At 37.4% G+C, this 20,859-nt stretch carries 13 protein-coding genes; 1 reads left to right on the forward strand and 12 read right to left on the reverse strand.

Annotated elements, in window-relative coordinates:
- Nucleotides 1-346 precede the first annotated feature (346 nt).
- The 10 genes from AC0YN4_RS21410 to AC0YN4_RS21455 all read right to left on the reverse strand — a co-directional run bounded on the left by AC0YN4_RS21410 (nt 347) and on the right by AC0YN4_RS21455 (nt 16,291).
- Entirely contained in the window at nt 347-595 is a 249-nt protein-coding gene (locus AC0YN4_RS21410; protein WP_475836725.1) for a hypothetical protein, read from the reverse strand.
- A gap of 129 nt (nt 596-724) precedes the next feature.
- Complete coding sequence (locus AC0YN4_RS21415; RefSeq protein WP_475836726.1) at nt 725-2,686, reverse strand: hypothetical protein; 1,962 nt, start codon at nt 2,684-2,686, stop codon at nt 725-727.
- A gap of 1,194 nt (nt 2,687-3,880) precedes the next feature.
- Entirely contained in the window at nt 3,881-5,920 is a 2,040-nt protein-coding gene (locus AC0YN4_RS21420) for an AIPR family protein (RefSeq protein ID WP_475836727.1), read from the reverse strand.
- Nucleotides 5,917-6,879, reverse strand: a complete 963-nt coding sequence (locus AC0YN4_RS21425; protein WP_475836728.1) for a PD-(D/E)XK motif protein — start codon at nt 6,877-6,879, stop codon at nt 5,917-5,919. The genes AC0YN4_RS21420 and AC0YN4_RS21425 overlap by 4 nt, the downstream gene beginning before the upstream one ends.
- Entirely contained in the window at nt 6,872-9,529 is a 2,658-nt protein-coding gene (locus AC0YN4_RS21430; protein ID WP_475836729.1) for a Z1 domain-containing protein, read from the reverse strand. Before AC0YN4_RS21430 ends, AC0YN4_RS21425 begins: the two co-directional genes overlap by 8 nt.
- Nucleotides 9,516-10,940 carry an ATP-binding protein gene (locus AC0YN4_RS21435; protein ID WP_475836730.1) on the reverse strand — a complete coding sequence of 475 codons (1,425 nt, stop codon included), beginning with the start codon at nt 10,938-10,940 and terminating at the stop codon, nt 9,516-9,518. The genes AC0YN4_RS21430 and AC0YN4_RS21435 overlap by 14 nt, the downstream gene beginning before the upstream one ends.
- A 442-nt stretch (nt 10,941-11,382) precedes the next feature.
- Nucleotides 11,383-12,651, reverse strand: coding sequence for a hypothetical protein (locus AC0YN4_RS21440; protein WP_475836731.1), 1,269 nt, complete (start codon nt 12,649-12,651; stop codon nt 11,383-11,385).
- 8 nt (nt 12,652-12,659) lie between these two features.
- A complete protein-coding gene (locus AC0YN4_RS21445) occupies nt 12,660-14,540 on the reverse strand; it encodes an AAA family ATPase (RefSeq protein WP_475836732.1) in 1,881 nt (626 codons plus the stop codon).
- A gap of 487 nt (nt 14,541-15,027) precedes the next feature.
- Nucleotides 15,028-15,741: a response regulator transcription factor gene (locus tag AC0YN4_RS21450; protein WP_475836930.1), complete on the reverse strand. Its 714-nt coding sequence runs from the start codon at nt 15,739-15,741 to the stop codon at nt 15,028-15,030.
- Nucleotides 15,742-15,865: 124 nt separating this feature from the next.
- Nucleotides 15,866-16,291: a very short patch repair endonuclease gene (locus tag AC0YN4_RS21455; RefSeq protein WP_475836733.1), complete on the reverse strand. Its 426-nt coding sequence runs from the start codon at nt 16,289-16,291 to the stop codon at nt 15,866-15,868.
- A 253-nt stretch (nt 16,292-16,544) separates the two neighbouring features.
- On the opposite strand from AC0YN4_RS21455, the gene AC0YN4_RS21460 reads away from it, so the two are divergent.
- Nucleotides 16,545-17,660 (forward strand): DNA cytosine methyltransferase, encoded by a 1,116-nt coding sequence (locus AC0YN4_RS21460; protein ID WP_475836734.1) that lies wholly within the window; start codon nt 16,545-16,547, stop codon nt 17,658-17,660.
- A gap of 96 nt (nt 17,661-17,756) precedes the next feature.
- Here AC0YN4_RS21460 and AC0YN4_RS21465 read toward each other — a convergent pair whose 3' ends face one another.
- Complete coding sequence (locus AC0YN4_RS21465) at nt 17,757-19,616, reverse strand: Z1 domain-containing protein (RefSeq protein WP_475836735.1); 1,860 nt, start codon at nt 19,614-19,616, stop codon at nt 17,757-17,759.
- Nucleotides 19,613-20,749: a restriction endonuclease PLD domain-containing protein gene (locus tag AC0YN4_RS21470; protein WP_475836736.1), complete on the reverse strand. Its 1,137-nt coding sequence runs from the start codon at nt 20,747-20,749 to the stop codon at nt 19,613-19,615. Before AC0YN4_RS21470 ends, AC0YN4_RS21465 begins: the two co-directional genes overlap by 4 nt.
- Between the last annotated feature and the right edge of the window lie 110 nt (nt 20,750-20,859).

Here is a 20,859-nt window from a genome sequence, read left to right on the forward strand (position 1 = left end):
CAAGCGTTGAATACGCCTGGGCTTCTGAGGATTGGTGAATGTGGCACCAATAAACTATTTAAGAAACACGTAGCACTCCACATGCACCGTATGCGGAAACATGTTAGCTTCGGATATAGTCTGTTGGAAGCCGCAGAGTCCTTGATTTGACGCCTTTTTTCCCAATTGAACTCAGATTTGTTTGGCTGCAATCCGATGGCATCTGTTGATGTTTTACATCAATTTTACATCAACAACAGACGTTGCTTCTCTCACTACAACCAGCGCTACAATGGGGGTCAACTCCGTCTTTTAAGCTCGATTAATCATAATTACATCAACCACTTCATGTTTACATTAAACCTTTTCAAACACAACCATTCCATAGTTCTAGTAATAGGGGATTAATCTTCGCGTTCTTTTCTCCGAAGGCGCCGCCGCGTTCATACTGAGCGCCTTCAGCAGTTCCGACATCTCCGTCTCCGTCAACTGTTTGATATCCTGTTGCTGTTGCTGTTGCTGTTGCTGTTGCTGTTGTTGTTGCTCCTCCGAGGTTGTCTGATGGATTTCCTAGATCTCCTCGACCGGAACGTACATGATCCCGTTTGGCTGTCATAGCGTAACCGTCCATTCCGTCAATGCCTCGACCGTCCCCTTCAACTGCTCGCCGTCATCAGTCGTAATCGTCATGCATTGCTGAGGTAGCTTCGCTTTAATCTGACACAATTACCCACGAGCACTTTTGCTAATCCTCTCTAATAAGAGAGAACGGTTTGATAATGCGAAACATTATTTGGTCATCGAGTATTTGGTATGTCGGTTTTTCGATATTAACAAATCCGTGAAATTGATTTGTTAAATACATTGCAAGTTCAAATCCATTGTTCCACTCAGCAACTCTTCGTTTATAACGATTCACACGGTTTCTATACTCCCAAACAGGCAATCGTTTATTTTTTATAATAGTTTTTAAAGTCATGAAATCAATTATTGGATAATGCATTCCTTCAAACTCGTCTAACTGATTAAGTTCCTTATAGCCATTAAAATATGGATGATTTAAAACTATAAAAGGAAATATTCTCTTATCTTTTATTGACACCTTTGTCTTTAGTTCCAATACATTTATAAAATCCGCCGATTTTAATAAATCCATTCTAACATTCAATTGTTGTTGTGCATCTATGAGTTTATCGTGCAAAAAATTGTACGCTTCTATTGTATTTGATGGTTTAATTGTTGCCTTTGCTTCAAATAAAAATAAATAATCATCTATAAGAAAGAGCCCATCAATCTCAGGAATATTTTTCCGATCATTTCTTTCTAATTTATAAAAGGGAATCGTTTCGCTACGAAAGAAATCTTCAATAATTTGTTCGAATGTTATTCCCTTTTCAACAAGAACAGTTTTTTTTATCATTTCATCTGATAATATCTTATCAATCACACGGATAATTTCTACATTATCTATCCATGAAGGTACAAGAATATACACTTTGCCCTTCCTAATCAAAGGTTTATAATTAATCAAATGTGAGGAAATATTTGATTGTATCTCATATGAGATTAATTCAAGAAGAGCACTAAATTCCTTTGGTAAATTTAATTTTTTAAGCAATTGATTTTCACCTATAACTAATGAATTGCATTCGTTCTCTTCAAGTGTGAGTGCGTATTCACGGATACTAGAAATACAATTTGCTAAATCTTTGATACTCCACAGTTTATTTCGGTATATAAAAGTAGTTTCTTCGTTTCCATATATTAATTCTAGTAAGTCTAATGATTTTCGTTTATAAAGTGCTGTCATATAAATATTTGAATACTTCCAATCTATATGCAGTAACTTTTCAAATCCTATATGATATTCTGATGCAACACCGCTATCATATAGATGTCTATCTTTCTCTTCAGGTGTGAAATGACCATAGAACCATGAATTATTTAAATCTCTATATAACTCTAAATATGGCCAATACATGGGTTTGTTGTTCGCTATATAACATTTGTCATATAATACACCACCATCAAGTTTTACATTCTCAACGATTCCAATTTCGTAGCGTTCAGCACAAGTACAGATAAGAAAGTTTACAATAGAATTCTTATAACTAATTATTTTATATATTTCTGAGACTATATCTTGGGATGACTTTCCCCCTAATGGTATATTATTATCGTTAATGAATTGAATAATATCTGGAATACAGTCTAATATGTGATTATATTGAGAGGTTGCTATTGCCTTTGTAGCCACACTTCCGTCAGGACTAAAAGAGTTCTTAGCCATCTTTTCCAGCTTCCCTAAATTTTCAAACAAGCTCACCACACTAACTTGAACCTTCTTCTGCAGCAACGCGTTTAAAGCCAGTTCATAAGACCTTTTTTTTTGAACTATATGAAAGATAAAACTCCAATCATCTATTATTCTCTCAGGAATACATGTAGCATTGTGTAAACGATCTTTAAGATAAGAAATATCTTCAATATCGAGTCCCATTACAAAACCGCTATGTAAAAAAACCCTATGGAAATAAACGTTATTTTCAGCATTATATTTATCTAAAATGTATAAAAGAAGAGTATCTCTTTGCTTCATTGCCAATTTTAATTCCTTGACAAGGTTTTTTACATCCGTCTTTGAAATAGGGAGCATATATCCTCCTATGATACAAAATTTAGATATATTATTAACTATAATACGCAACGAGGAGTTTACTTCCCTAGTTACGTATTTTATTCCACTGAAAAAAATCTTCTCCCGTACGATCCACTTGCTCCGATGCATCATGATCGGATTCCCCGCAGTTTAGACCAGCTAGCAGCCGCCTATACAGCAATCTAATAAGCGTTCCTGACATGGTTCTACTACCCCTATTTTAAAGCACTATTCTTTTGACAGAGGCTTCGATCTTGAGCTAAGTAGTTGCATCTCGAAGAGTGTAGGATGTTGCAAATGAATGGTTAAGATAATACCAAGGAGTTGGCTTTGCCGATCGTGGTTAATCAGAACGTGGTTAGGTCTGGTGGGCTCACATTCCGTGGATTTATGCTTTATGAACGTTTCTTACGCATACGTGATCAATTATATCCATCGTGTCTTCAATGTCTAAAAACAATAGTGGAATGATTAAATTGTTAATAGTGGCATAATCAAGTGATTGAACACGATACATTTATTGTCACCCTCCTTCGAACTAATAACCATTAGTATATCACGTTATGGTTCTTCTTCCGATAGGGTTATAACTTGGTTAAAAAATGAGGATGGTAAGTTTAAGAGTTTCCATAAAGAAATATCATCTCCTGAAAATAAGGAACTTTGCTTACATATAGCAAGCAAAGTTCCTTATTTTCATTTAATCATATTTTTGATTTTCAAAGACCTTTTTACAATCAACACATTCAACCGTGCAGGTACGCATATATTCCATTTTTTCGTTCGAGTTTGATCCTTCTGGGTATTTGCCCACGCTTTTTATTAAGAGTACGCCACCGCATTCACAAAGGAACATATACAGGTATTCCTTCCTTTCAAAAAGTTTTAATCTTTAAATTCGACAGCCTGCAAGACACAACCTTCTTCAGTTAATTTGTCGCTTAGGTACCAAGCTATTTTATTTTGTTTGGCAACGCTTTTTAACCTCTCCCAATAATCTGCATCTAGATTTACAACCAATCATATGATTGCTTCGGAAATCGATTACATGAAGGAAATGTTTGTTCCCTCCTAAGTGGCAAAAACAATCGACGAGCTTTGGGGAAGCCTACATCCGACGGGTAAGTCATTAATAATAGATTGTTTTCTTAAAAATTTATAAGGTAGTGGATCTAGTTTTGCTCTCATGTTCCCCTAGACGCTCCTCTTTTGGATTTATTTGAACTTAGCCCAGAAATATTACTACGCGATTGCTCCTTCGTTTTCTGCTCTTTCGTATAACTGATATAGAAGTTTACTTTGTTTCTCTGATGGCAGAGCAATTTTAGCTTGTGCCATACTTTTAAGAATATCTAACTGAGTCAAAGTGATTCCTGATCTATTTTCAGTTTTCATGTAGTATTCAAATAATCTTTGCCATAATTCAATTGGTTGACTAACTACGAAACTTTGAATCTCAATGCCGCTGTCCAGTTTTTTCTCTTTTTTCACTTCCCGTTTAATTATTTTTTCATCTTCTTTGTTACTAAGCAAATCTTCCTCTATATACAACTCATCAAGTTTGATTTGTTTTACTGCCTTCCAACAATCTGATCGTTTGCAATACTGTGCCGCGTTAGCCGACCCGGCAGGTGGATCCGTTATTACTTCATAAACAGCTTTTGCTATTTCACTAATAAGTTTCTCTAGGCTATCAGGTAATTTTTGCTCTTCCCATATTTTATCGAACTTTAAATATTGCCCTGTTTTAGACGTAATAAAAGATAAATAGGCAATAGTATAGGTTACCGTTTGAGCTCGAAAGCCATTGTCATACCAAGACGCTTGAGATACCAACCTCTCTACAGCTCTAAACAGAATTACTCTAGCAACTGCATCCCGAAAGTAACTTTCGGTAATCGCTAGTTCATCTTTCTCAAGCCATTCAGTGATATAATCGGCAAATGCCGAAAAACTGTACTGCGCCCCTCTTGAAACAATTTCAGGCTTTTGGAGCCATGAATTCTCGCTTTTTGATAGAAATGTTTTATCCAGTAACTGCGACTTAGGATTCTCTAATTGAAACTTTAATTTTTCTGAATTAGAAAGATAGGCTTGCTCATTTAAGTATTCTCCTCGTACACGCTCATAAAACCAATGCGTTCTACGCTGGGCCCCGCCTACAGCAGGAGCCCAAACTCTTTTAGAGTAAGTTTTCATCTCTTTGTGGAATGGACTATTAGAAAAGAAGTCTGATTTATTAACCTTATTTTGTGTATTTGCATATTCTGAAATCTTTGAAACATAGCTGCTTTGCTTATCGTTGTCTTTTACGACCGACAACTTCACTTGAACTGATACTTTCGAAACATCAATATTAGAATTTTTCTTTGCTGCATAAATTGACGACGTAGTCTGCCCGCCATTAACAACTTGAAAATTATACATTTTTTTAATATGACCATTATCATCTATTTCAATATCGGAAGCAGTGGCAGTGATGCCGTTGTTATATGCAAAAAACATTTCAGGAGAGTACTCAATCGTGTTTCGAATTCCTCTGTTGACACTTCCTTTGAACTGTAAGAAGGTTCTTACATTTTGTTCGAACAGTTTCTGACCAAACTTCTCATAGATCTGAACTAATGTGTCTCCGTTTATGAAAGTAAGATATGATTGATATTTTTCTGACGTAGTCGGGATCTCCAGGAAAGGCAAATCTACAAAAACTTCAAAGTCTTCTCCAGTATACTCTGCAAGATAGATTTTATAGATGTACTCTATATCAATCACACGAAATTCCGCCTTAATATCGGAGATCGTTTCTTGTGGGATATCCTTGAGGTTTTTGGTGGCCCTGCCATCAGTTAAAATAATAAATCGAATCTTGTTAATCTGTTTATTGATGAAGTAATTGTAAATCATGTAGGACATAGAGTACGCATCCGAAGTTTCTTCGAGTTGATGATATAACCCATTCATGCATTTTGAAAAATAAGATTTTAGTCGACTAAACTTGGTATCAATCTGGCTCTTAGTAAGGGTGTTGATCTCGTCGTCTTGAAAAAATTGATGGACTAATAAAGTTACTATTTTCCGTTCTTCATCATAATCGTATCCATGGATCTCGATTCCAGTCTTGCTGTATTCTGCCGAAGTATAGTTAACGGATAAATCCCCGCTGCTGACCAATTCTTCGCATACATTTTCAAAAAAAGCTTGGGGTTTTAATAACCCTCTGCCTTCCGCATCGGATAAAATGGACTGCAAGAAATCTTGATGGAATTCTTTTAATTCAATCATATTGATTCGACTCCTTGCCCAAAATTCTTAATATTGACTTCAAATACACTGCATTGTGATAAATCAATAGTGTATTTTACTGCTGTAATCGGAAGCTTTAAGTCAATGGGTACAATTCTCGGAAAACCTTCTTTAATTTCATAGGCCTTAATTCGGTCAACGATAAATCGTTGCAGAGGCTCATTTATTAGTTCCGGAACGTAACCATATTGAAACAGCTTTTCCTCAAATCGTTCTGCAAGCTCCACAGAATCGGTAAGTAATGTTTTCTTTATCTCACGAGATATATCTTCAACGGACTTACCATTTTGTGTGTTTGTGAGCGCGTAGGATAACAAGTAAAAAGGATCTTTCTCACAATACAATTGATGTGCTGATGATATTTTCACAGCTTCGCCGCTTGATGTGCGATAGGATTTCACTTCAATTACTGCATCACTTAAAAGAAAGTCTTGTCTTTCAAAATCAGGCCCTCCCCATGACACAATGGCGTCAGATAAGCTGTTTGTTTGAACCATTACAATATCTTTCAAACATAATAGTTCAGCAAACAATCCCATTTGCTGCTCATATGAAAAAGATGCCTGTGGCTGTTGCAATAAATGTTGCCAGCGTTTAAATCGAGCCTCCACAGCGCTGATCATTTTGTTTTGATCAATATGTCGAACGATAACATCAATAAAATCATTACACAGTTTATGAAATATCTCCCAATCCTCATTGTTATTTAGGATTAAGATTAATTCATTTTGCTGAGACATCGGATTTCTTTTGAGTAAGGTTATACCTTTTAAATTTATTTTGTGTGTATTAATGATCGTGAAATTTTTAGTCACAATTAGAAATCCATATTTTCCGACTAAGTCTGTTACCCAATAAATATCATGAGGGGACTCAGCAATAACACGTCTTTGTGATGATAAGCCCATTTTAGCCCACGGGTTAATAACTTCAGTCATCGGAAGACTCCTCAGCCAATAGATTCTGGATATACACAGAGTTGATTTTTAATTTAATAGTTTTATTGGCACTTTTTATTCCGCCTGGAAAGCTCACACCAAAGGCAGGTAATAAATAGTCAATTTTTTTATCATTTTCTTTTGCTTCAAGCAGATGAAGCATGAGCAAAGGCCTCTTCATTTTTTCTCTAATATCTTTACGCTTGCTTCCTAAATCTTTTCGCTCGCTCTCCGAGAAGGCAATAGACTCAGCGCTCCCGGAAGATACTTGCCTGTTTTGAACTTCATAGTAACCGCCCTTTGTGGTTACATTTCTTGTCTCGGGTTTTATCATGACATCATTATCAATAGAAATGTCCTTTTCGCTGCTTCCGCTGTATAAAGCAATGTCCCAGTTGGTATCAATTTCTTGCGCGTATTTCATGACAAAATCAATTGGCATTCTAGTTTTTAGCCCAAATTGATCTTCAGTGTATACTTTAAACTTCTGAAGAAATGCAATGACAACATCCTTCTGGATATCCTTCCATACGTAACTATTGTTTAATTTATCACGATAAATTCCGGTTATTGTTTCTAACTTCTTAACAGTCTGATGTATTAATGCTTCATTTTGAAGGTTGATCTCTACATCTTTAAAAATCCAACTAGTCTCTTTCGCATGGCCGTCTAGTTTCATTTCAAAGTATAGATCCTGGCTGCTTTTCATTTTATTCCTTGCCGTAACCTGTAACCCGCTGTCCGGATGATGTTTGACTGATAATCCAAAATCATTCGGTGTCATTTTCGCTTCAGCCATTCTGTCAAAGTTGTCGAATAAATCTTCTGTAGCCTCAATAATAAGCCGAAAATTCTCGATCATCTCTTTAGACATGTATATTCTGCAAATATCTTCATAATCAGTTCGGTACCCAAACCATCTGCCCATTTGCATTAACGTATCATAGAATACAGTACTTCTAAGGAAGTAGCTTACACTTAAGCCTTCTAAAGTGAATCCTCTCGATAGGCTAGTTCCACCGACAACAATTGCATTTGTCACACTGTCCTTACGGTATTCTAATGGTATTTTCGTTCCAGAATGTGACTCCCTAATAATAATTGTATTTATGATGTTGCAGATCGCATCAAGTACCTTTAACCAGCTAAATTCAAGCTCTTTGTGTTTATCGGTAAAGGTATCAAACAATGCTTTAATATGTTCGCTCTGAGTCTTAGCATCTTTTAGCTTCCCGTATGCTAATATATGTTTTTTAATTTCACTAAAGTAGTTTTCGACATGGATACAAATCTTCTTATGCATCGCTGTAAACCTTGTTGCATGAACCATCATACTATTATGCTTATTGCCTTGGCCTCTTAAGTATCTAATTCCGACATTAAGAATAAACAGTCGTATGGCATCATATAGGCTCTCTGGTAATGCTGGCAAATCTGAATGAATTTTATGCGTTACCGGTAAGTATTTTTCATTGTCATTAATAGGTACAAGGTGTTTATTGTTAGTGTCTAGAAAAATCTTTCTTGCCCCAAAATAGTTTGAAGGGGGCTTTAGTGCATATATGAAATCCTTAGGAAACAAATCGTCTCCTAAGCCGTCAGTTGTCGCTTTATGATCAATAAAAATATTAGCATAAGGCGTAGCTGTAAAAGCTACATAAGCGCTTTTGTGAAAGAGACTCAGTAGTTTCCGAAGTCTCTTATTAATGATTGTAGGATCATCTTCTTCTTTAGTATTTATAGATGCATAATCTGATTCATCATCAATCATTAGCATCGCATGTTTTGAGATGGTTTGATTTTTATATTGTGCCTCCAACCAATCGATTACATTTTTAAGCGTGTTGGAATTTTTCTTAATAACCATGATTACTGGGCTTTTGATATTATCAAAGTTCATCCCTTGTGCGCTTTTGTTGGCATCCTGTTTATTAAAATCTTGCTCAGACGTTGTTAAGCTGACGGGCATCCTGGACATCTGGAAGCCGCCAAGTTTCCCAACACCTATCGGGATCCCCTTGTTTGCACCAACAAATGCTTCATTCATTCTATCTTGGGTTTGATTTCTAAGGTTATTTATGCCGCCAGCAATAACCACAATAAACTTATAGCCAGCGTCCGCAGCTTTGCAAATTAACGCGGAATAATTCGCTGTTTTCCCTGATTGCACGTGACCTACCACCATGCCGTACCTGGAAAAAAACTGTCCCGCTACCGGATCTTCTATATTGTCCATCACCATGTCAGAATCTTCGTCAATAGTTTTGATGACTTCAGGGGGGAGGGATTTTTTCAGAAAATCACTGTACTTATGCCAGTAATAACCCTCATTTTCCTGTTTCTCTTTGCTTGTCCACCAGATATTATCTCTTTGTTGCTGATCCTCACCTTGAATTAGAATTCCATTTTCCATCTCAACATTGAAATGTGTCTCCAGCTCTCTCTTCATCCGGTCCCAGTCCTCATCTGTTAAAGCAGATATTGCAGGTACAGATAGAATTTTAGCGAAAAGCTGAGGACCTAACTGTGTCAACAATTCCCTTGTGTTTGTTACTTCTTCGTTTATTTTATTTAATGGCAATACGCCAGGTGCATTGGCCAATTTAGTATTGATAAAGTCTTTTATATGTTGATAGCTATTTGCTTCCAATGATCAACAACTCCTTATTGTTTTTAAATAACTCTGTTTTAAGTAAACTCTCAATAAAGTGGTTGTCTATATTCACTGACTTGAGCTTTTCTGCGATTGTAATCAATTCCTCGTTACTCAACATTGATCTTTGATTAACTAAGTTTGGATTCTGTTGCAGCTGGGCTTGAATTGCATCCAATGGCAGATAAGCTTGAAGTCCCTTTAAATATATCTGAAGTAACTCTTTTTGTTGATCATCGAGCTTTGCTAACAATTGTTCCAGAAGTGGATGGTCAGCATTCAAAGTGAACTGAATTTCACCGTTATTGAGAGCTAACTCCCAAAACCTTGTGGTTAATTTGTCTTCGATTTTTCGGCCTCTGCCTGAATATGGTCTTGATCCGACTTCAGTTACTTGTCTAATAACTCTTTTAAGATCAGCTTTGATTTCCGTAGTAGGATTCGCTGACGATTTCTTTATATCGATGCCCCAATACCTATCCTGATCATTTGGCACATCGATTTTTATTCTTACTAGTTTATGAGCATCAATGGCTCTATGAAGTCCCCACCATGTTCCATATATCATTAAACGATTCGCACGGTATAAATAGAAGCCCTGCGACTTTGTATAACCTTCCGCAGTGGCGTACTGCTCATACTCCTGTTGAGTTACTTTGGAGTGATGCGGTAAGATGTATGGCTGGATCTGAACGGTTCCACCATACAGCTTAATTTTCTCAGTGGAAAGTTGCTGTGTTGCTGGATGATTCATGTTAAAGGGGTCGAATGGTTTCAATGCACTTTCGTTTATGGAAATAGATAGTTTCGGAACTCCAATAATACCTTCCATAAATCGATGGAAAACAAGGGCCAAATGCTTTCTAAGTAGATCAATCGAATCCGTAATTGATATTTTGTTAAAACCGTCGATTTGTTGCCAAACTACTAATGTTCCTTGATTTTGATTGACAAGCTGTTCGTACAGAGGCATTTTTTCAATTTCATCCGTTTCCGGGGTAATCAGTAACCACTGATTCTTCTTTGCCAGAAAATCTAAATCCCACTGTCTTGCTGAGATGTTGCCATCTTTCTTGGAAATAACCGTCAATCGCTTGCACTGCGAAAAGGAGGCCGTTTTAAGTCCAAGGCCGAATCTGCCCAAATCCGTTTTCTCGCGCTTTGCATCAGGATTTTTTGTAGCTAATCGCATAGCTTCTACAAGTTCCGAATGACTCATCCCCATACCATCATCCAAAATGCTTAATACTAATTCAGGCTCTGAGACAATCCGCAATTTAATGTTTTTTGCTTTTGCAGCAATGCTATTATCCAAAATGTCAGCTACTGCAACCTCCGTCGAATAGCCGATATCTCTTATTGAATTTACAAAATTACCTAAATTCGGACTTACATCTTCGGTCTTCATTTTGGGTTTCTCCTTTTAATTGAGACACTGCAGAGCTCGAGATTTGGCATGACTTTTTTACTATTTCCTTATGACATTTCTACAAAAAGTATGACTGTCCTGCTGTACCAATATATTTATAATAATACAATAAATTGACAATATACTGTCAGGGAACATATGTTCGACAAAAAAACAGTGAGCAGCCAGGGGCCTCTCACTTAGGTATTTACTTGATATTCAGTTCTTTAATTTTGTGTTTGATCCGGTATTCCGGAATTTTGCCCAGCGCCTTTTAAATAATTCCACATCGCCTTTCTGATATTTACATTTGTTTTGTAATCCGTTGATTGTATCTTGGATGAAAGAGAGATATTCATGCCCCCCTATCATACAATTCATATTCGTAACGTGATAAAACTCCCCCTATCTCAATAAGCCTTTGATCAAAGTATCACCCCTTTTACAACAGAAAAGCATCCCCAATAATTTGATCAATCATCTGCTTTAACGTATCCCAACAGCACACATATACTTCCTGATTTTTAGCCATTGCTAATCCTGACCAGCCTACTAAAATACCATAGAGTTGGGTATCAGCATCTTTAACATTTTCAAAATCCTTAAGGTACCCGAGTAATTTATAAACACCATCGGACAAGTACTCCCGACTAGAGGAACGCTTAACTTCAACCAGGATATAACACCTGTTCTGCGATTGAGATGATATAAGTTCAAGAATTATATCTGGTCTTCGATGTTTATCACTTAACCCGCTTTGAGTCATCAATTCAGCATATTGGCTGTTTTGATACAGCAGATCCGGTAATGACTGATAGTACAGCTTAAGTTGTAAATTATCTTTTGTTAACCGGCTAATATATTTATTTCCGCCGCCTATAACGGAGAGTCGATTCTCTATCCATCTATGCTCTTTAAAGGTTTCGAGAATTTGAAAGAGCACTGCGATCTCGTACAAAGTATTACGATCAAGTGGATAAAGAGCAACTGAGGCAGCCTTTCTCTGTAGGTACGATACCGGATTGTGAAGGAGATAAACGTACTCTCGAGCAAGTTTTGCAAGATCAACATACTGCTCGCCACGCGCCCGTTCAGTTCTTTCAATCATGGTTTCCGTTATCTCAGAAACCCCTTCAACTTTTGAAAGATAGGGGGTTCTGGTTAATTTATATGTTTGTTGACGAAGGCGCTCTATATAGTACCCCCACTTCTCTCCTTCAATATACGATTGATCAAGACCTGCATCAGTTATATCAGATGCCCAAGTGGAGCAAATCGCGAAAATCTTTCTGAGTAAGTAAACAAACACTTGGTTTTCAATTAAATCAAAGTTAGATGAGCGTTTGTTTATTACAAATACCGAAAGGTCATTACCAGACGACATACGTAATGCGATGGTTTGGGGCCAGGAGATTGCTCCTGTTATCGCTCCCCTCACTGTTTCATTTCGTACTTCCGAAGATTTCTTAAGTCTGTTGATGATGGCCGGGGCAGTCTCAAACAAGAATTGATTGCATTCCTCTGATAGTAAAAAATGAATTTCTGAAAGGAGTCGCAAATCCCTATATGATACTTTTGTAAGTTGCAAAAATAATTCTTCGGATGCTCGAAGCTCTGCATTTTTCTGAATAAACCGCCAAAAATGCTTTGATGTCTTTGATACAATATACCCATGCGTTTTCGCACTCCAACAATCACGTTGGTTCAGCATAGTGAATCCTATCCTTCCGCCTTTTCTTCATTGGACTCTACAGAATTGGGCAGTTCTAAATATGCAGGTCGAAGATCAAAGAAAGAGCTGACAAAGGTTTTATATTCCTCGCGTTCCTCTGCAATAAGCATTGGTGCTGTTTGTTGAAAGAAACTCTTGATACGATCAGCTGCAAGGCCTTCAAGCTGAGGAAGTACTGTTGCGCATAACGTCTCCAACTTCCCTTTTCCTTTTGTAATGTCCAGATACTGAATAACTTCATTAACGACTGCAGGGCCAAAAGGTTTGGGAGAAGATTCCACAACTTTTATAACATATGTTTTGTCGGCAACTGAGAGGGTTGATTCCTCTATTAAAGACTTCATATACTCCGTTCTTGGAATTGGGATATCGATAAAAGCAAAGCGTCTCATAAACGCATATGACATTGAGAACAAGCTGTTCTTGTCGTAAGTGTTCATAGTTCCAATAATGCGCCAGTTTTTACCAATATAATATGTCGCAGAGTTTTCATTAAAGAAACTATGTAATTGATTACCTATAACAAGCTTTACTGTTTCCTCATTGTACTTGTAAGGAAGTTCTACTCCCTTACCTGACAAGAGAGTAAATAACGGGCCTAAGGCCTTGTCGATTTCAGCGCGATTGATTTCATCGATAATAACCCATTTGTTTTCACGAATCCCTTTTAAAACAATTCCTTCTCTAAACACTAACTTTCCATCTTTGTCTGGCATATAGCCACCAATGGTATCAAAAGCACTCCAATCTGAAGTGGCTGTTGCAGTTATACTACCGGAAACAAATGAGGTGCGCTTTGCCTCCTTCGCAGCACGTTCTGCAATTGATGTCTTCCCTGTTCCTGGCGGACCAGAGAGAATAAGATGTTTACCAATGTTAATGTAATTTTTCAAAGCTTCTAGAGGCCGAAGTTCCATTTTAAACGTGTCTGCGATCGTTGCAATATCCGGCTCATATACGCTTGATATCTCATCCTTTGGCTCGTCACCATTAGATAATTCCGGCACCTCACCAAAAGCAAACTCTCTAGGCATCAAATACTCTTCATCACTTTTTACGTTTAGCATAAATGCCATACCAAATAATTCTTGTAACTCATTCTCCAGGCTCGGCCAACGATCCAGTAGCGACCGAACTAGCGTTACAGTCTTTAATTCCTTTATTTGTGAAATAGCTTGGTTCGGTTCCCATTTTGTTATCGGACCAATGCCAATAATATTATATGCATTTGGATATGGCACAAGATCCTCACGTGTCACAGGTAAAGGTAATAGTAACTTAATATCAATCGAGATTTTATATTCCTTCCCAACAAGGTCAAACGGTTCTTTGCTGATACTTCCAATTCCAATTAGCCCAGTTTCCCAGGTAACCTCAGCACTTCCTTTATCTCCTCCAAGCACAACAAATATTAATTGGCCAATTTTTAATTGTTCTCGTAGAATATTTATTTTATCGATCACAATTCCGGTGCCCTTTTCCATAATACTTTGCACTGTTCTAGGGTTTTTTGTCTTAATACTGTAGTATATCGATGAACTATCTGCTTGTTCCGCAATGATTTTCTCAACGATTTCTTGTAGTTCTTTAATAGGCAGCTCTTTATATTTTATTAACAGTTCATACAATTGTTTGCTTTGTTCTCTTAAAGGAGTTTTATGCCATCCCCTACGACCGTTTTCGAATTGTGCGTCTAAACTATCCTGTCTATTAGTAATCGTTTTAAACTTCTTACCATAACGAATTGAAAGAATGTCATAATATCCTTTTCTTTTCTTATATTCTGGATTTGAACTAGGCAACTGTGCAAAATATAAGTTCACTAAAAACATTTTTTCCGCACTAGATAATTCCAATACGTTCACCACTTTACTTCCACCTTTGCTTAGGATTATGCCTTATCAATTCTATCCAATATGCATAAGAATATAAACTTTTCTAAATCCACTGTTATTATAATTCTTTGATTTAAAAAACGAAATAAATGGAGATAAAACTTGAAACTCATCGATAAATATATGATCATACTTCAGCTCTTCTGGAATTAGATGTATATATCTAAGAAGCAAAAGGGCACGGTCAATACCTGAAATAACTGATGCTCAGAGAAAAAGTCGTGTAGCTCACGCAACTGAAAGCGGCTCAGTAGAGGGCTACTTCCTCGACTATTAATTGCAGTATTTACAAAAAAAGTCGTTGGTTCGTTGCATTTGGCAACAAACCAACGGTTTGGGTTAAGTCTCTATTATTTTGGTGAATAAATCAATGGAAGAAAAATCTGTTTACACGAAGTGTCTACAAATCATGAAGCATTGTTTGAATCAAAAGACCTTGCGGTAATTCTACAGATTGGGTTTAAGACTTCGGTTGATCAAGCTTATATCCTACTCCCCAAATGGTGGTGATCATCGCGGCAGCTTCTGGCGAAACCTTACCTAACTTTTCTCGAAGCCTTTTTACGTGTGTATCTACAGTACGCAGATCTCCAAAAAACTCATATAACCAAACTTCTTTTAGTAACTCCTCACGTGAAAAAACCTTATCGGGAGTTCTTGCCAAGAAGTGCAGAAGATCAAATTCTTTAGGCGTTAAATTCACTTCCAAGTTATCGGAAGTAACCCTATGAGCATTTAGATCTATTATCAAATGCGGAAGTATAATACTGTTTGTATTGTTTTCTTTAGAATAGTATGCAGTCAAAGAAGAACGTCTCAAAACTGCTTTAACTCTATGGATAACTTCTCTTGGGCTAAATGGCTTAACGACGTAGTCATCAGCACCCACTTCAAAACCTTGTACTCGATTGTTTTCTTCCCCTTTAGCTGTTAGCATAATGACCGGTGTAGACTTTATTTGACGTATTTTTGCACAAACATTCATTCCATCTATTCCCGGCAACATGATATCCAGCAAGATCACATCATAATCAAAATCTGCCGCTTTTTGAATCGCCGCACCTCCATCGGAAGCTTCGTCTATAACAAAATTCTCCCGTTCTAAATACATGCGAAGAAGTCGACGTATACGCTCTTCATCATCAACTATTAAAATCACTTTTTGTTTTTCCAAATAATATCCCTCTTTCAAAGAGTATATCTTATTAGTTTACTTCAATAAATCTAGCACTCTATACATTTCACTGTAACTACAGCCCTACACTTCAATTATATACCTATGATTCACTAAATGTAGCCTAACGGCTGATTAATGCTTTTCCCTCTTCAATAGCGTTCACAATGACATCTATAACCTGCTCCAGGCCCTTTTTGGCTTCGTGCTCCCAAAATCGCAGAACCTTCCATCCCATCCTTTCGTAGAGCTCATTAATATCTTGGTCTCTTCTTTTATTTCGTTCTATTTTAGGTACCCAATAATCTGTGTTGGTTTTGGGGATTATAAAGTGTTCTGGGCAGCCATGGAAAAAACAAGAGTCTAAAAATACTACAAGCTTATATTTCTTAATCGACAAATCTGGCTTCCCAGGAAGGCTTTTTTCATTTTTCCGAAATCGAATCCCTCGCTTCCAAAGAGCTTTTGAAATTCGCTCCTCCAACCTTGTTCCTGTTGAACGGATTTGCTGCATATTCCTTCTGCGGTCTTCCGGTGTTAAGTTATCCATCCTTCTTTTTCCCTCCATAGGTCCGTTCCAGAATCAATACTACAAGGATAGTCAATTGTTCCGAATTAAATCCAAAAGCGATACAGTAGCCCTTACATTACCCTGGAAATCTTGGACTTCACAGGCACACATATCCTCTTTTCACGAACACTTATTCGCTTTACGACAAGAAAAGACCATTTTCCAGCTGCTTTTTCCCTCAAGATAGAGTATAATAAGAGTATATTGGTTCTAATTTAAATGAGGTGATTGCATGATCTTCAGAAAAGGGGAGTTCTTTAATGGCCCTGGTGGACTTGCGTTAGGAGCAAAGCTGGCTACCTTTGTAGATGACAATGGGGTTGAGTATAAGGTTGAACACGAATGGGCTAATGATATAGATGAATCAGCATGTCTTACTTTTATTCATAATATTTGTCGCGATAGACCAGAATCAGTTATTAATAAAGATGTTCGTGAATTAGATTCTTTCATAGATACTCTTACTCCCATTGATGCTTTTACCTTTGGGTTTCCATGTAATGATTACAGCGTTGTCGGAGAAAAAAAGGGTTTAGAAGGAAATTTTGGTCCTCTGTATACATACGGGGTCAAGATACTAAGAAAATTTCAGCCAAAATGGTTTGTTGCAGAGAATGTATCCGGTCTTCAAAGTGCAAACGATGGACAAGCATTCAATATGATTATAAGAGACTTAAAAGAATCGGGATATAAAGTTACACCACATTTATACAAATTCCAAGATTATGGCATTCCTCAAACTAGACATAGAATAATTATTGTTGGAATCAGAGATGATATTAATAAAGAATTTAGGGTCCCTGCTCCAACTCATGGTGAAGGCAGATTGCCATATAAAACTGCAAGACAAGCACTAACAGAGCCCCCAATAGATGACGAAGCGAAAAATAACGAGCCAACAACACATACGAAAAAGGTAGTCGAGTTTTTGAATCATATTCCTGCCGGTCAGAATGCTTGGTATGAAAAAATTCCTGAGCATTTAAGACTTAACGTCAAAGGCGCGAAAATGAGCCAGATCTACAGACGTTTACACCCTGACCAACCATCGTATACCGTCACAGGCAGCGGTGGAGGCGGCACACATATGTATCACTGGAGCGAACCGCGTGCCTTAACCAACAGAGAGCGCGCACGTATTCAGACATTCCCAGATAATTATTTTTTCGTTGGTGGTAAGGAGAAAGTAAGACAGCAAGTCGGAATGGCTGTTCCTCCGGAAGGAGCACGAATTATTATTGAAGCAATATTGAAGTCATTTGCTGGAATTAAATATGACAGCATTGATGCAAAGTGGAATGCTGATGATTTTGAGACTGAGCCTAAACTAGATTTAATCACTGTATAAATTAAAGGAGCGACTTATTCGAGGTCGCTCCTTTGTTATTATGTTCGTCAGTTACAACTATCAAAAGGGTGGACAGCATAGAATTCCTTTTCGGAATTATTCATCCGTATCATCATCATTTACATCATAATAAATAATATTACTTGGTAATTTGATATTTGGGACCCAGAGTTTTCGCCCTCCCCAGCCCTTCTCACCCGTCATCTTATAGACAGTCAAAACGATCTTATCCTGAATCGACGATCCCAAATCCCAGTCGTTCGCAGACAACATTGCGCCCGTGCCTTTGGCAACATTTCTATTTCTGCGAACAATAAGAACTCCCTGTGCAACAGGCTGATCAGCTAATATTGACTTGATTATTGATACAAAAGAATCAACACGGAAATCTTGCTCTGAAATAACGTGACTGAGGATTTGAATCATTAATCGTAAGCTTACTTGATTATAGTTTTCTGTTTCATCAAACGGCATTAAAAGCTGATCCAACGCTTCTATAGAATCGTTTTCTGGAGAAAATGGGTAGTAGTTGGTTCCACCTGAAATTACCCCCACTTTTTTATTATCCAATACATTTGCTCTGGTAGCTTTAATACCTTCTGGATAATATATTTTAATGTTCTTCAAACCACGCTCAACTTGAGAAATAATTGAGTTATTGGTGGCATTTATATCTGAAAATAATTTGTGTAGGCTCTCATCAATAAAGACCTTCATTAAGCCTTCATCACGATCATATCCAAACATCCGGCTATGCTGCCACATCGTATCAGCCTGTGGTTTTTTAGCAGTACGCGTATAATAAATCGTCTGTAAGCCAGGGAAAGTGACCCCTCTCCCCAGTGTATTTCCACCAATTAAGATGTTTGAGCCTATCTCATATTGATCACTGGTAACAGTTGAGGAACCATTCATCACAAAAACTTCTATCTGATCGCCCATTAAGAGTTCTTTTATTTTGACGTATACTTCATCAAATGTTGAACGTGAAAACTTCTGTGGCTTTGTTCCATTAAAAACTGTTCTTAACTCTAATATGAAAGCAGGGTCATCGATATTGTTCTTACAATACTTGAGCACCTTCTCTACATCATTCTGAAATTGGTTGTGAACCGCTTGACGAACACTCGGATGGATAAGGCAGTTGCATACCTTCCCATTGGAGATCATTATTTGCCCCGATGCCACAAGGTGATGAAGAACTACTGATAACAAGGGATTATCTATCGTATCAATTAAAGCAATACTTTGTGGTACGCCATCTTTGGAAAAGAAAAAATCACCGCCAAGATAACCAGCACCTGGGCGAAAATAATAAGTAAAATAGGGATGCCATCCCGACGCCATGGTTTGTAAGAGAATGGCTTGCGGTGTTCCTGTAACCTGTAGATAAATACTGCTGGCCGCTTTTGATTTTATTTCATCTAAGTACCTATTGATCGAGGACTTTTTATTTCTATTAACCAGCGTATTCAAAGAAGCAGCATCAGCTTCATCATCAATGATAAAAAGGGGGTTCCCTTTCATAAAACCCGTTGAGGCTAAGATATTTGACCATTGCTTCAATGTATTAACATTTTTCTTTAACACAATAATTGTGGGCTTCATTAAGCTATTCTCAGCAAATATCTCTGAATCATATTCATCACAAACGCAATATCCATTCAAATCTCTTCGAACTCGGTCAATGGTTTGCTGCTGAAGTACAATATTATCGGTTGTAAGAATAATAAACACAGGAAACCCCAAATCCGATGCAACAGAAATAATTCCAAACATCTGACCGGTTTTTCCAGACTGTACATTGCCAAAAAGCAATCCTACTTCATGATCACAAAATGAAAACCTCTCCAAGTAAGCAGGCGCAACATCGTTTACCGTTTTTCTAATAGATGCTGCAAGATGGGGGTTTCCTCTGTCCGTAATTGACTGGAGATACGATTCTAAATACTTCAAACTGATACCTCCTGCGTATCGGTGTTATTCGGTAAAAATGACAGCAGCCAAACATCCATTTCTGTATCATCTTCCGTAATTGTCTTCAATGATGTTTTCGTAAGGCTAATTGTGTTTCTACCGTATTTTTCGAGTATTTCCTCGGTTATCAACCCTTTAAACTCGGCATCAGCTTCAACCTTATTCACCGGATCTACTAGGCCTGAAGCAACAAGGCGGCCTTTTATCCAACGCCCCATAATTTTCAGATCATCCTTAGAATACAGATTCTTATTATTTTGACCGCATGTCCAGACTTTAAATTTCCAACCATCGTCTGTGACCGCCATAAAAGGTTCTTGATAATCAGGATAACCTTGTAAGTCCCGGATTTCTTTCGCTACCACCATTTCGATTTCCCACCAGACTCTTTTACGGCCGCCTGCATAACAAACATTGATATTTGAGCCTCTCATCTTTGGATCCGCTTGGTTTTCTGGAACCTTTAAGGGGATTTCAAACGATGTGCTGGTGATTTTATTTTTGTAGGCAGCCACCTCGTCCGAGGTTATTTTTGTCACGAATTCTTGGTCAATCAATGCACTGTTAATTTCCCGTACGATTGGAACGTTTACTTCATTAATGTTAGCAGAGCAATTCGGCTCCTTTAATTTGCTAATAATCTGAGCTACTTCTTCAATTTCTTCCGGGATTTCTGTAACAGATGAAATTTCATATTGCCGCAAGTTTGATGCTTCAAGTTTTATAGCCCCTAAGTTATTGGATCCGATTATTGCTGCAATTGGATTTCCATTTTTATAAAACGTATATAGTTTTCCGTGATATTTGAATGCCTTTACGATCCTTACCTCACCAACACCGGCAAGCTTCCATGCCTCGTTAAGTGAAATTGCCGCGCGGTACGTACCCTCTGGCATTCCTTCCAAGTAGTACATACCAATAGTAAGACAAACGTTGTTAATACCGTTATCTTCAACGATTTTTTCAAGTTCCTTAAGAGATGCTTTTGAAACATAACCGACCGCTATTTCCAGATTATCAGAGTTTGCTGCCGCTTCTTTGAAATAATCAATAAATGATTGCTGCCCATCTTCCAGTCGTAGAGGTAAGATGTTTGAATATAATAATCGCATAATTATGTTAGCTCCCATAGTAAAGTGAGTTAAATTAATGGACTTTTAATGAAAGTCCCCTTACCAACTAAAAGTATACTTTTCAACAATTGCACCTGTTATCCTTCATT

Source organism: Paenibacillus sp. J22R3, assembly GCF_056269305.1.

Excerpts from the sequence above, each read along its gene's own strand:
- AC0YN4_RS21410 (WP_475836725.1), bottom strand. The coding sequence starts at position 595 with ATGACAGCCAAACGGGATCATGTACGTTCCGGTCGAGGAGATCTAGGA.
- AC0YN4_RS21420 (WP_475836727.1), bottom strand. The coding sequence starts at position 5,920 with ATGATTGAATTAAAAGAATTCCATCAAGATTTCTTGCAGTCCATTTTA.
- AC0YN4_RS21425 (WP_475836728.1), bottom strand. The coding sequence starts at position 6,879 with ATGACTGAAGTTATTAACCCGTGGGCTAAAATGGGCTTATCATCACAA.
- AC0YN4_RS21435 (WP_475836730.1), bottom strand. The coding sequence starts at position 10,940 with ATGAAGACCGAAGATGTAAGTCCGAATTTAGGTAATTTTGTAAATTCA.
- AC0YN4_RS21440 (WP_475836731.1), bottom strand. The coding sequence starts at position 12,651 with ATGCTGAACCAACGTGATTGTTGGAGTGCGAAAACGCATGGGTATATT.
- AC0YN4_RS21455 (WP_475836733.1), bottom strand. The coding sequence starts at position 16,291 with ATGGATAACTTAACACCGGAAGACCGCAGAAGGAATATGCAGCAAATC.
- AC0YN4_RS21460 (WP_475836734.1), top strand. The coding sequence starts at position 16,545 with ATGATCTTCAGAAAAGGGGAGTTCTTTAATGGCCCTGGTGGACTTGCG.
- AC0YN4_RS21470 (WP_475836736.1), bottom strand. The coding sequence starts at position 20,749 with ATGCGATTATTATATTCAAACATCTTACCTCTACGACTGGAAGATGGG.